This window comes from Chryseobacterium oleae (assembly GCF_900115055.1).
In the GTDB taxonomy this organism is placed as follows: Bacteria; Bacteroidota; Bacteroidia; order Flavobacteriales; family Weeksellaceae; genus Chryseobacterium; species Chryseobacterium oleae.
Map to the genome: position 1 here is coordinate 32,140 of NZ_FOVD01000002.1, position 12,751 is coordinate 44,890.

The following is a 12,751-nucleotide window of genomic DNA, read 5'->3' on the forward strand; positions in this document are numbered from 1 at the left end:
CACCACACAAAATCTTACCGCCATGAAAAAGTTCCTTTTAATCATTCTGGGTATTCTTGTTATTCTAGTTGCCGTACTTTTAATCAAAATGTATACGTATCCGTTTAAAAAGAATACGGCAGGAAATTCTGAAGGATGGAAACCTGTTAAAAATGATTCAGCATTAATGCGTCTTTCTGGCGGTATCAAAATCCCTACAGTGTCTACTGGAAGTCTTGGAGAATTCAATTATGCTCCGTTTGATCAGTTTAAAGAATATCTGAAAACATCTTATCCGTTAGTCTATCAAAATACCGAAAATAATGAGGTCAATACCCATGCATTGGTGTTCAGACTTAAAGGAAGTGATCCTTCACTGGCCCCGATTCTTTTCATTTCCCATATAGATGTAGTTCCACCCGGAGATGCTGATGTGAAAAATAAAGAACAGAATATTTTCAGACCCGACGATAAACCATTGCCGCCCGTTTCCAAAGTTGCAGAAGACTGGGATTTCGAACCCTTTTCAGGCACCGTTGCGAACGGAAGAATCTACGGAAGAGGAGCTATCGATATGAAAGGAATGCTCTTTTCCCTCATGGAATCTATGAATATGATGGTTAAAAGCAAAAAGATACCTAAACGCGATATCTATATGGCTTTCGGTTTCGATGAAGAAGTAGGAGGACAAAAAGGAGCCGTACAGATTGCTGATTATTTTAAAAAGAAAGGATTGAAGTTCGATGCCGTCTACGATGAAGGAGGATTGATTATGGAGAAAGGAAACATCGCAGGAATAGATTCCGATGTCGCTGTAGTAGGCTGTGCCGAAAAAGGCTTCTTATCAGCAAAAATTAAAGTCAAAGGTCTTGGAGGACATTCCTCAATGCCACCTATGGAAAGCGCGATAGGAAAGGCAGCTGTAATTATGCAGCGCCTTGAAGACCATCAGATGAAACCTACCATAACCCCATTGATCAAACAATTTTTTGATAATATCGGAGGAGCTATGCCATTTACGAACAGGCTTGCTATTGCCAACCAATGGCTTCTGAAACCACTTTTGCTCTCTCAACTGACCAAAAATAACACCACCAATGCCTTGGTACGTACCACAACCGCTCTTACCATGATGAAAGGAAGCGACGGAACCAATGTGCTTTCTCCCGAAGTGGAATTTGTCGTTAATTTCAGACTTCTTCCCGGTGATACAGCAAAAGAAGTCCGCGACCATATCGCAAAAGCCACAGAAGGTTTCGATGTTGAGGTAGAAGAGATCGACAATACAAGAGAAGCTTCTGCAGTTTCCCCTATCAATACAAAAGCGTATCAATTAATAGAAGCCGGAGTCAGAGAGATTAATCCAGGGGCTATCGTTACCCCATACCTTACCATGGCCGGCACCGATGCCTACAAATACCAGATTGTAAGCAAAAACATCTACAGATTTATGCCCATCAAAATCAACAACTCAGAAAAGCAAAGCATCCACAGCACCAATGAGTACATCAGTATTGACAACTATATGAAGATGATTCACTACTTTGAGTTTATGATGACTAATTATGACAAATAGTTGCGGGTTCCGTGATACGAGGTTTGAGAGTCAGAGAGTTTTAGTGATTTAGAGCCAGAGAGTTGCTAGTATGCTGGTAGACAGTTGCTGGTTCAAATCTCGAAACTCGTATCCCGAAACATGTCTGATATCTGGCATCTAACATTCACCATTCACTTGCGAAGCAAAATTCACCATTCACGTTTTCCAGCCTGAGTCTAAAGTCCGCAATCTGAAATCTGATGTCTGCAATCTAATATCTAAACAAAAAAATAACACGTCAAGTTTTGTCGCATTACCGCTATAGCTTTGTCCTATCAAAATTACAGAGCTATGGAATTGCCGTTTTACTTAACATTTACAGAATTTGAAAGCCATTATTACGATAATCTTGAAAAATGGTTTGAGGAATATCACAACGCCAGCGAGATCGATTATCTTAAGACGCTGGCAGACCTTTACAGCCCTTATCTGTATTACAATTTTGCGGATGACAGACTGATGGCTGATGCATCTATGGAAATCAAAGACTGCTTCTTTCCTTACCATGAAAAGATCGGGATCTCTTTCTGTACAAGCTGTGAAAATGGCAAAAATCCAAAGGTAGCCAAAGGCATGAACCATATATTTGAATGGAAAACCATTACGATGATGGAATACGCACAACATATTCTGGATAAAATCAACAGATACTTGTTAAAAAATGGAGGTTCTCTGGACGGAAACAAAACAATTCTAGATTATATCAATGATCGTGAGATCATCACTTCGAGAGAAGGGGCTGGATATTGTGTCAATTACAGCAGACATCAGGCGGCGGTTCCGTTTTTGAAGGCTTATCTTCCTTATTATGGGCAGACAGTGAATATTGCTGTGTACAGAGACTTTATTTTCTCCATAGCACAGATCGCGGAATACATTGATAAAAAGCTGAGGTCTGTACAGGCTTTTGAGCACACCATTTATGCTAAACTGAAATCAGAAGCCAAATTCAAAGTGCAGATGAGTCATCAGTTTCTGACGATCTGTAATTAAAATTTTCACCAACATTCATATCTAAATTATATTGACGGAATATCCTGACCGGTATTCCAGACAAATCCTGACAGCAATGCCAGGATTTTGTTTTAATTTTACCCATTACCCATTACCCATTACTCATTACTCATTACTCATTACTCATGATTAGAGGGGTAAATTCCAAATCACATCCACCGCCAAATAATGCACACCTCCTTTTTTTACACTTCTGCTTCCCCGGATAAGATCATTCACATATCCAATATCCACAGAGAAAGGAGAGTGGGGAATACTGAACATATAATAAGCCCCGATACGCATTTCCCTGTATCCGAAGGGTGTCCATTTCTGTTCCGGTTCATTAAGATAACTTGTAGAAAACAGACCTTCTGCACTTAGAGCCAGCTTTTGATTGTTTTTGGGAGATAAATTATAAGTCAACTGACTTTTAATTCTTGTTCTCAGCTGAAAATTCTCTTCAACCTCACGGAAACCGGCATCAAAAAACTTCCGGAACTCCTGGCGGACCGTGTTCTTGAGTTTCCATCTTTTTCCCAGTTTGAAAGTATAAGCATATCTGCCGTAAATTCTGAACTCCTGTTCTGTAGCTTCCTTTTCATAAGGTTCGGAACTTTCATATTTGGGCTGCCGGCGATAACTGAGCGCATAGCTGTACTGTTGATTGGGCGCAAAAGAATGATAGACTTCATGGTTCAATACAACAATAGCCTGTTTTGAGACTAAATTATAATCATCAGGACTGCTTTTCCTTCCCAGAGCAATATAACTTAAAGTCTGTTTCTTTCCCAGCGAATCCAGTTGACGCCTTACTCCAAAAGCCGACCAGAAAGCCGAATTCGCTTCCCCAAGCCCTGGCGGACTGATCTGTGCATGTAATGACCCGCATAAGCTTAATAAAAATATTCCGGTGATAATTTTTCCTGTTCTGAGCATCCTGTAAAATCTGTTGAATCGTATGTTGAGTATCTGTTCAGTCATAAGATAGAGCTGAATATTAAGTGATACTGTAAAATGATGATTTGTTGTAGCCAATGTAGGTCCTTTATCCATGAAATAATGATGTAAATGATTTTAATACTGTCGATAAACAGGACAAATTAAATACAGGATTTAGGAATGTTTTAGGAATAGGGAAGGATCGGATACAAAAGTTGTGGACTAAATCAATTCCTATTACTGATTATACAGATAGAGCAGATAAAAAAATAAAAATCTGTATGATTTGGCCAATCTGCGTGAAATTTATAGATAGTTTTCTGTCATACCAATTAGTAATAGATTTTTATCCTCTTTATGCAATGTATCATTAATTGTAAAAACTAGCCTTTCACGATTCTGTTCACCACTATACCTGATTTTATAGAAATCCTGAACAGCCTTGCCTATGGTTAAAAATAACATGATGACAGCCAAATATCTAATTAACTTTTGGAACTTAATATTTCCTTTTTTAACGTAGACATAAATTACTGCAAAACCAATTATCAATGTAGCTAAAACATCTATTCTAAACTCTTCAATAAAAGAAATTATAACAAAGCATACAATACCTGCAAGCAGCAAAATACTAAGCCCTCTATCCTCAGGGACTTTATCAAAAATATAAACTTTGGAAAAAAAAATATGAGTTACCAAGAAGAACAAGCAAGTTAATGCAAGTCCCATTAAATACTGTACACTAACTAAAATAACCTCACTTAGATTTAAGTAATTAATGATATTAATATTCCAAAAAAAATAATATGATAAAGTATACACAACTCCAATAGAAGACATATACAAAGATATAGTTGCCAGATTTTCTTTTATATACTCAATAAAAGATTTCATATCAAGCTTCTGATTTTCATCCATTGCTAATGCTTTATTCAAAATTTATACTTCTATTATTATTTAGTTTTGTAAATCAGATGATGCTTTATTATGTGATATGATATTAAATTTTTTAAAAACTTCCTTAATTGTTTCTTCTTCTTCTGGTAATTCATAACTAATCAAATTCATCTTTTTATCAAAAAGGAGAAACCATTGATAAGGGTCATAAGAAACATTATTATAAGGCTTAATAAATTCCACCTTTGAATTATTTGATACTACTTTATTTGAAATGATTTTCTTTAAAAATTTAATGTCTTTGGTAGTATTACCTTGTAATAACAAATCTAGATTTTTGTATTTAAAAAATTCTAAATGCTCAGAGTTAGGTTTTACCATGATAGATTTAATGTTATCCCTTGTTATAGTAATCATATATCCTTTGCCTTTGTAGTAAAGGCTTGACACATGAATTAAAGATAAATCGGGCTTAAAGTTTTCATCATTATTTGTATAAATAAATGCATCAATAAAGTTATTAAACTTAAAATTTTTGGATATACAAGGGATTTGTGAAAAACCCAGTTGAAATAAAAAAAATAGCAATATTGTTAGTTTACTTTTCATAAGTTCCGTTTTTATCGTAGGTAGTATAAGAGCCTTTTCTATATGTTCTAAAAATGGTATTTTTGTAAATTGGATTTACAGTATTATCATAATCATATTTCCCTTCCCAAGCACTCCTATTTGAACCAACATTCCCCCATGGGAAATATCCACTTGGGAGACTGTTTAATGGATGATTATGGTCATGTTGAGTTAAAGTAAACACCCCTTCATATGCTGAAAAGTTAGTCATTCCATTAACTCTTGGGTCAATAGGAACAACACTTTTTAAACCATAAGTTGAAACAACGGACTTTGTAGTACCTTTTTCTCTTTCAGTATACGTTCCATTTGCAAACTCAATTTTTGTATTGTCAAATAAATATTTTGCCAATTCGGAAGCCTTATTAGAGTTATCAAGTTTTAAGGTTGTCATTAAATTAGATTTATTACCTTGGGCATCCATTATTGGTTTATCTAGTGTAACCTCTTGCATGTTGGCTTCAACTGTGCCTTTTGCTCCCACTTCAACTCCTTTAGCATCAGCTTTTAAAGTTGTCCCATCTTTTTCAAATTGATTTGCAGTATAAATAACATCTGTATCAGAATCAGCAACTTTCGATAACTTACCCAAATTATCCCATTTAAAAATATCTGTTGCCTGTCTCCCATCAGGGTCAATAAACCGTAAAGGATTATTCATAGCATAGTTATATGGAGACCATCTTCTAAACTCTTCACTTAAAGGGTCAGGTGAAAACCATCTTCCTGCTGTATCCAAATAAGGTTGAGCATCTGGGTCACTTAAATCTATTTCTCTGAACTCAACAATTTCTTTTGTCTTTTTGTTGAATCTTACTGAACCAATACTTACAATAGAATCCTTATCATGAAACTCTAAATATTTTCCTTTGCTTAAAGTGGCTACTTTGGGATAGTACCCATATTTCTTAAAGGGATTCCCAGCTTCAATATTCTTTCTCCTTCTTTCAGCTTCCTCTGGAGTTAAAGGGTCTCTGGATTTCAAAACCTCATCCATATAAGGTCTGTTTCTTTCTTCTTTAGTCAGTTTAACAGGATTTACCCATTTCTTTTCAGCTTTGGGCTTACCTTGGGCTTTCTTGACTTGAGCTTGTGTAATTCCTGCCAGAAGCACAAAGCCAGTAAGTATAATTCTTTTCATTGTCATTTGTTATTTCGTAAAGTTATTTAATAATTTTTTATTCTCATATTTATCTCTCTCTGTTTTAAGAGAAACAAGCCAGTCCAAATACATTCCCTCTGGCATCTGCCTGTATCCTATGTCATAAATATGCCCGTATTCCTGTGTCATAAGCTCCATGAGTTCTTTAGCCTTTGGGTCTTGTTGAGCCTTTTTAAGATTTTCAGGATTAGTGGAACTCAAATTCTGTTTATCCATCAACTTTTCAAACTGTTCTTTATGGGTTTCAGCTTTCAGAATTAAGGCTTTAGCAAAGTTGGGATAAACTTCTAGTGCTCTGTTTATAGCTTTTAGTGTAAATTCTCCATCATTGTCAGGGAAATTTCTATTGAATGCCTGTGCTAAATCAAAAAGGCATAGAGCAAGACTTTCTTTGTTATTCAGGGCTTTCATAAACACTCCATTTTTGATTGCATCTAAATGAATGTACCCAGATGCCATTAACCATGAATCCTGTGGAAATATCCCACTTGTAAGCTCTGTATTATACCATCCATCAGATTTAATTTGATGTTTGACATAAACATGGTTCGGTGCTAATGTCAGATTAGCTTCTACTCCCAATTCTTCTGCCAGTATCTTATACAGGTAAGGCATAGAATTACAATTTCCTTTTTTGGTAGCCAGAAGTTTTGATACAAACAAATTAGTAATGTCCTTATGACCGAATACATCCTCAAAATCATAGTTGAAAGGTTTGTACTGGATTACTGTATCTTTAATAGCAATTGGGAGGGTCTGGCACATAATGGAATAAACTGCTGCATACTTGCTTACCTTATCCTTATCTGACTGTTTATAGTTTAAATCTCTGCTCTGAACAATAGCATTGGCAAAGCTCTTTAAAAAGGCTATTTCTCGATTTAATTTATCTGTATCTAACTTACCTTGGTAGTAAGCATTTTCCACACTAAAAACAGCCTCTTTGAAGCTGTATTGCTGTTTGTCATTCAGCATGTTGTCTATGGTCTGGTAGGCATCGTTATAAAACTGGTTGTTTTGTGCCCTAACCGTTCCAGTACCGAGCCACAGAAGTAACAGAGGTAAAAGGAATATGGTTTTATATTTTGAATATCTTTTCATTATAAATGTTTTGGGTCTATTGGAAAATACTGGGCTTTCTCCTTAGACTGGTCAGATTCTTTTTTCTTTTGTTTCTGGGCTTCCTGCTGTTTCTGCTTTTGCTTTTCAGCATTAATCTGTCTCATTCTTTCAGCAAGAGCCTCACTTTTCTGCCTGTTGGCTTCACCTTTCATATTACCCAGCCACTGCTCGTAAGCTCCCTCTGGCATCATCACAAATCCCAAGCTATCAATATTGTTAAATTGGGCTTTTGTTTCCTGTAGTAAATCCAGTGCTTTGGGATAAAATCTAATGTTTTGGAGTTCCTCTGGGTTTTCAAGGTCTTTAATTCCTAATTGATTGGCTACATAAGTCAATCTTGCCTGTTGATACATGGATTTAAGTTGATTGGCATAAATGTTATTAGGTGAGTATTCCAGAGCTTTGTCTAATGTATTCCCCACAAACTCATCCATTCCGTATTTGTGAATGTATCCATTGGCTAAGTCAGCATAGAACTGTGCTAAAAGTTCTTGTTTACTCAGACTTTTCATGTAAATGTCATTCTGTAAAGCTTCTGATTTTATATAGCCTGATTCCAGAATTAAAGAATTGGCAGTAAAAATGCCATTGGTAAGCTCTGCATTCTGCCATTCTCCCTCTTCATCCAGAAACTTAATGTAAGTATGATTAGGGGCATAGGCTAAATAGGCTTCTGTGTTCATTTCTTCTGCCAGCATCAGATACAACAAAGGCATTGAATGACATTGTCCTGAGCCTGTTTTTAACAGTTTGGAAACAAACATCTTTGAATGGTCTTTTTGACCCATGTAATCCTCAAAATCATACTTGATGGCTTTGTGCTGAACTCCTCCCAATTTCATGTCTTTAGAGAAGTATTCAAACACCATCAGATTTTTGTCTGTATTGCTTTCTGTATCTTGTTTTCTTTCCTTCATTTTCTGCAAGAGTTGTTTTGCAGTTTTCTGAATTCCAGATTTAAACTGATTATAGTTTTGCTTACCTCCATAGTAAGCATTTTCTACAATGAAATTGGCTTCACTTACAGGGTAGTTTTCAGTATTAAGTGATGCTAATTGAGTGTAAGCATCGTAATAGGCTTGTGTTCCTGCCTTTCCTGACAAAGATGGAAGGTTATAATAAGAATCCTCTGAAGCTTGCTGTTTTGTATATTCCTGCTGTTTGGCTGCAAACTTCTGCTCCTGGGCAACTCTCTTAAGGTCCTCCTGAACCATTCTCTGGTTCTGCTGGTCTATCTGTGAACTTCTTTGATTATATAATCCACCATGAGGAACAGAGGGAACATTTGACCTTGCTGGCTTATTATAGTTTTGATTAGAGTAATTTTGAATACTATTTGTACTCGGTCTAGACATAGCTGGAAAGTTGGGAATCTGTCCAACTCCATATATACTTAGAGATAACAAGCTCAAGACTTGTAATTTTTTCATCATAAATTTTTTTTTCTTGTGCTTTGATTGGTTTACAATTTTACAAAATTTCATTGAACTGTGAAAATTACAAATCGTTCAGATAGTTAAACTTAGGATAGATTTATCCCTTAAAACCTTATTTAACATCTTACAAAAGTAAAAGCAAAACACGACAGAAGTTGTCGTGTTTAAAATGAAGTTATCTTTCTGTTGCTATTTTAGTAATATCTATGACTGAATCAATAAAAGGAATGTGATTAAAACCGCCACTCCCATATCGTATTCTCTCTCTTTGAGAATTTTTATTCTTATATGTATTTAGTACAATCTTTAGTTCATTTTCATCACTAACTTTAAAAATGTGTTTAACCTTTTCAAAATGTCTCTTAGAAGTCAATCTCTTAAAAAAATCAAAATCATTATTAAGCTTGTAAAGATGTGTTAAAGGAAACCAATTTACATATGAACTTGAAAAATGTAATTCTGAAATATAATGACAGATAGTATCGGCTAAAATAAATGTCATTTTATTTATTCGAGGAGATAAATTCGCAATTACAAAATCTCCAAACCCAGTAACTTTATTAAACTCTCTTGAATAGTATGTTTGTAAATTTTCGTGATAACCACATAGGTAGCAATAATTTTTAGCTCCATCTTGTCTCATATAATCATCTTCATAATAGTAACCTGAATATAATAAATCCCCTGCAAGTACATAATTTGTATTTTTTATACAGACTGCTATTGTATAAATAAACAACTCATGAAAAATAACCTTGAAGTTATCAGGTGTCTGATTTCCTCCATTACCCAACTCTCTTGGCTTATCGTATTTTGGAGCTTGTTCAAAGAAATTTATTAACAAGTCTACATCAAGAGTAAATTCAGGTTTCGTAACAATCTCTAAGAATTGTATGAAATCTTCTCTGATTTCTTTATAGGAATGTAAATTATTAACTAACTCAACTCCAAAAACATTGATGTCACGAGAGGTAGATTTAAACTCATAGTTCCAAAGGTTATCTAAAAATATTTCAATAAATTCTTTTGATGAACTATTGATTTTCTCTGGATTTTTAGTCAATTGATTTTCTAATCTCCTTAAAATGAAATTAGTTTGGTTATTGTTTGAAGAGGATTCAGTAATGTAAGATGGTATTTTTCCAACTTTAGGTTTAGGCAAAGCTGGAGCTTCCAAAATATTTCTTAGAAGCTCTTCATAACCATCTTCAAAATACTCTTCTTTAGATAAATCAAAATATTTTCTTGATGCTAAGTAAATAGGTAAAATAACTTTTCCATTTTCATCTCGTTCAGCAACTACTGGAATAAATTTCTCTTGTTTTTGATTACTGAAAATTTCTGGTGTGATGATTTGGGTTTCAGCACCAACACCTCCATCTCTATTATTGGATTTTATCTGATAATTTTTGTCACATATAATTAAAACTTTGGAAATGTCTTCTGACTTTACCATTGATTCCATGAATTCAAACACATCATGCCCTCCCTGTAAATCCCATTTGTCTAAAGCTACTTCAACACCATCATTCATTAACCGTTTGGCTAAGTTCAAAACCCATTCTTGATGTTCGTTTGTTCCCCAGCTATAAGAAATAAATATTTTTTTTTGCATAGTTGTCTGTATTTAACGTATAAAGTGGTCAACTATCGTACCTATTAGGGGCTAATGGACAAAAAGTCACAATAGTAGTATACTGTTATTTCCAGAATATGTAAAAGCAATTGTATGTCTGGCTTAACTACCCATATGGAAAACAAGCCCCTCCCTTTGTTTCGGTTTTGGTAATGCCCCCTCTTTTTGAAATCAGACTTATTTCTATTTATTTGAAAAAAGATAAAATATTTTTAGTTTGGGGATTTTTCGAGGGATACAACAGTCAGTTTTGACCCTGAAAATTTACTAAATGTGGTACTGAGGTAAGAAATCACTATCTTTGTTATATAAGAAATGTGGGGAAAATGTGGAGAAAAAGACTTTAATAAAAAACAAAACCCACTGATTTTCAGTAGGTTTATGTTTAATACTTGCAGAGAGGAAGGGATTCGAACCCTCGATACAGTTACCCGTATACTACCTTTCCAGGGTAGCTCCTTCAACCACTCGGACACCTCTCTATTTGAGATTGCAAAAATAGAGTAATTTCTGGAATCTGCAAATTATTATTCAAAATTAGTCAGTAATTTCTCCGCAAAGACTTCTGGTGAAGTTGTCGGCAAAGGTTCCTGAGTAATTCGGGTTGTCTATAAGGTGCATCGCTTTGGTAATAGCGCTTTCGGCGGTCATATCCCTTCCGCTGATCGCTCCGATTCTTGAAAATATATTGCTGTTTTCGTATTTCCCGAAAGAGATACCTCCTGAAATACATTGACTTACCACCACGATCTCAGTGCCGTTGCTTCTGATTTCTTCAAGAGTTTCCTGCGTTTTTTCACTGCTGAAAATGGTTCCCGAACCGAAAACCTGAAGAATTAAAACCTTCATTTTAGGGATTTCTTTGAAATGACTCAGATGCATTCCCGGAAAAATTCGCCAGAATAAAATATCTTCAGAAATATGTTCGTCTACGTGAAATTCCACCTCCGGTTCACAACGGTAAAGATTGTCCTTAACAATATTTAAATGAACTCCTGACTGTCCCAGAATAGGATAATTCGGGCTTGAATAGGCATCAAAATACTCCGCAGAATATTTCAGCGTTCTGTTTCCTCTTAATAATTTATATTCGAAATAAACGGCTACTTCCTGAATGACTGCTTCATCGTTTTCATAAAGACTGGCGTAATAAAGGCTGGTCAGAAGATTTTCCTTGGCATCCGTTCTCAGATCTCCGATCGGAAGCTGGGAACCCGTCATAATAACAGGTTTTCTAAGTCCTTTCAGCATAAAACTTAAAGCAGATGCCGTATAAGACATCGTATCCGTTCCATGAAGGATCAGAAAGCCGTCATACAGCTCGTAATTCTTGAGAATATAGTTCGCGATCACCTTCCATTCCTCAGGCCCCATATCGGAAGAGTCCAGCGGTTTTGCGAAAGGATGTACAAACACCTCGCATTCCATTAATTTCATCTCAGGCATTTTTTCAAAAATATTTCCAAAATCAAATGCGCGGAGGCTTCCGGTTTCATAATCTTTTTCCATACCGATGGTTCCTCCGGTATAAATGAGCAGGACTTTTCTTTTCATGAATTACTTTTTAGTAAGAAATTGAGCCTCGTTCAGGTTCATAGCTCAAAATTACGTTAATTTGCAAAGATTTGAAAATGAATGGAAGATTTAGCGCAAACTTTTGAATATTTAAAGCAGTTTTTAACAGAGGAAAGACTCTCAAAAATAGAACATTTCTCTCAGGAAAGTTCAGATTTTGTACTTCCTGTGATGGATGATGTCTACCAGTTCAGAAATGCGGCGGCTATCATCAGATCTGTAGAAGCCAATGCGTTTCACAAGGTTGTGGCCATGGAGGAAGAGAATGTTTTTGATCCCAACCTTACCGTAACCAAAGGGGCTGAAACCTGGGTAGAAGTAGAGAAAATGGCTAAAAACATTGCTTCTCTGCAGAATATCAAAGACAGAGGCTATAAAATTTTGGCGGTTTCTCTTGAAAAAAATGCAGTGATGCTCCCTGATTATCAGATTACAGAACCTATCGCTTTGGTATTTGGAACCGAGATGGAAGGGGTATCGGAGGAAGTCATAGATTTTGCAGACGAAACCCTGGCGATCCCGATGTACGGCTTAACGAGAAGCTACAATGTTTCCGTAGCCGCAGGAATCTGTATGTATGAACTGAAGCAGAAACTGATCAAATCAGGCATCGATTATAAGCTAAGCGAAGAAAAAAAGATGAAAATGAAGATCCGTTGGGCCGTGAACTCCATGCGAAGCGGAAAGCAGATCATTGAAAAATATTTGAGAGATCATCATCTGGAACTGTAGAATGATGTGATGATGAGTTGAGTTGATAATTTGCTGATCTATTTGTGTAC

Annotated in this window: 11 protein-coding genes and 1 tRNA gene; 3 read left to right on the plus strand and 9 right to left on the minus strand. The window is 35.7% G+C overall.

From position 1 onward, the window contains the following. Positions 1 to 22: 22 nt before the first annotated feature. Together BM143_RS07275 and BM143_RS07280 are read left to right on the plus strand one after the other, a co-directional pair. Complete coding sequence (locus BM143_RS07275) at positions 23 to 1,555, plus strand: M20/M25/M40 family metallo-hydrolase (protein WP_090023923.1); 1,533 nt, start codon at positions 23 to 25, stop codon at positions 1,553 to 1,555. Positions 1,556 to 1,867: 312 nt separating this feature from the next. Next, on the plus strand, positions 1,868 to 2,569 hold the full coding sequence (locus tag BM143_RS07280) for a hypothetical protein (RefSeq protein ID WP_090023924.1): 702 nt from the start codon (positions 1,868 to 1,870) through the stop codon (positions 2,567 to 2,569). 150 nt (positions 2,570 to 2,719) lie between these two features. Here the strand turns inward: BM143_RS07280 and BM143_RS07285 are convergent, their stop codons facing one another. The 9 genes from BM143_RS07285 to BM143_RS07325 form a co-directional block, all read right to left on the minus strand. Continuing rightward, entirely contained in the window at positions 2,720 to 3,625 is a 906-nt protein-coding gene (locus BM143_RS07285) for a DUF2490 domain-containing protein (RefSeq protein ID WP_090023925.1), read from the minus strand. 192 nt (positions 3,626 to 3,817) lie between these two features. Next, entirely contained in the window at positions 3,818 to 4,447 is a 630-nt protein-coding gene (locus BM143_RS07290) for a hypothetical protein (protein WP_139222007.1), read from the minus strand. 21 nt (positions 4,448 to 4,468) lie between these two features. Beyond that, entirely contained in the window at positions 4,469 to 5,017 is a 549-nt protein-coding gene (locus BM143_RS07295) for a hypothetical protein (protein WP_090023927.1), read from the minus strand. Continuing rightward, positions 5,007 to 6,179 (minus strand): RHS repeat-associated core domain-containing protein, encoded by a 1,173-nt coding sequence (locus BM143_RS07300; protein WP_090023928.1) that lies wholly within the window; start codon positions 6,177 to 6,179, stop codon positions 5,007 to 5,009. The genes BM143_RS07295 and BM143_RS07300 overlap by 11 nt, the downstream gene beginning before the upstream one ends. A gap of 9 nt (positions 6,180 to 6,188) precedes the next feature. Next, positions 6,189 to 7,301, minus strand: coding sequence for a hypothetical protein (locus tag BM143_RS07305; RefSeq protein WP_228430719.1), 1,113 nt, complete (start codon positions 7,299 to 7,301; stop codon positions 6,189 to 6,191). Next, complete coding sequence (locus tag BM143_RS07310) at positions 7,301 to 8,755, minus strand: hypothetical protein (RefSeq protein WP_167375258.1); 1,455 nt, start codon at positions 8,753 to 8,755, stop codon at positions 7,301 to 7,303. The genes BM143_RS07305 and BM143_RS07310 overlap by 1 nt, the downstream gene beginning before the upstream one ends. Before the next feature lie 178 nt (positions 8,756 to 8,933). After that, entirely contained in the window at positions 8,934 to 10,373 is a 1,440-nt protein-coding gene (locus BM143_RS07315) for a toll/interleukin-1 receptor domain-containing protein (RefSeq protein ID WP_090023930.1), read from the minus strand. A 416-nt stretch (positions 10,374 to 10,789) separates the two neighbouring features. After that, positions 10,790 to 10,876: transfer RNA gene (locus BM143_RS07320), tRNA-Ser, on the minus strand. Positions 10,877 to 10,931: 55 nt separating this feature from the next. Beyond that, positions 10,932 to 11,948 (minus strand): asparaginase, encoded by a 1,017-nt coding sequence (locus BM143_RS07325; protein WP_090023931.1) that lies wholly within the window; start codon positions 11,946 to 11,948, stop codon positions 10,932 to 10,934. An 81-nt stretch (positions 11,949 to 12,029) separates the two neighbouring features. Between BM143_RS07325 and BM143_RS07330 the strand changes: the two genes are divergently transcribed. Next, positions 12,030 to 12,701: a TrmH family RNA methyltransferase gene (locus tag BM143_RS07330; RefSeq protein WP_090023932.1), complete on the plus strand. Its 672-nt coding sequence runs from the start codon at positions 12,030 to 12,032 to the stop codon at positions 12,699 to 12,701. The last annotated feature ends 50 nt before the right edge of the window (positions 12,702 to 12,751 follow it).

What these genes read in the sequence shown, in the direction of transcription:
- BM143_RS07330 (WP_090023932.1), top strand. Translation starts at nt 12,030, where the DNA reads ATGGAAGATTTAGCGCAAACTTTTGAATATTTAAAGCAGTTTTTAACA.
- BM143_RS07325 (WP_090023931.1), bottom strand. Translation starts at nt 11,948, where the DNA reads ATGAAAAGAAAAGTCCTGCTCATTTATACCGGAGGAACCATCGGTATG.
- BM143_RS07305 (WP_228430719.1), bottom strand. Translation starts at nt 7,301, where the DNA reads ATGAAAAGATATTCAAAATATAAAACCATATTCCTTTTACCTCTGTTA.
- BM143_RS07285 (WP_090023925.1), bottom strand. Translation starts at nt 3,625, where the DNA reads ATGGATAAAGGACCTACATTGGCTACAACAAATCATCATTTTACAGTA.
- BM143_RS07315 (WP_090023930.1), bottom strand. Translation starts at nt 10,373, where the DNA reads ATGCAAAAAAAAATATTTATTTCTTATAGCTGGGGAACAAACGAACAT.
- BM143_RS07310 (WP_167375258.1), bottom strand. Translation starts at nt 8,755, where the DNA reads ATGATGAAAAAATTACAAGTCTTGAGCTTGTTATCTCTAAGTATATAT.
- BM143_RS07275 (WP_090023923.1), top strand. Translation starts at nt 23, where the DNA reads ATGAAAAAGTTCCTTTTAATCATTCTGGGTATTCTTGTTATTCTAGTT.
- BM143_RS07295 (WP_090023927.1), bottom strand. Translation starts at nt 5,017, where the DNA reads ATGAAAAGTAAACTAACAATATTGCTATTTTTTTTATTTCAACTGGGT.
- BM143_RS07300 (WP_090023928.1), bottom strand. Translation starts at nt 6,179, where the DNA reads ATGAAAAGAATTATACTTACTGGCTTTGTGCTTCTGGCAGGAATTACA.
- BM143_RS07280 (WP_090023924.1), top strand. Translation starts at nt 1,868, where the DNA reads ATGGAATTGCCGTTTTACTTAACATTTACAGAATTTGAAAGCCATTAT.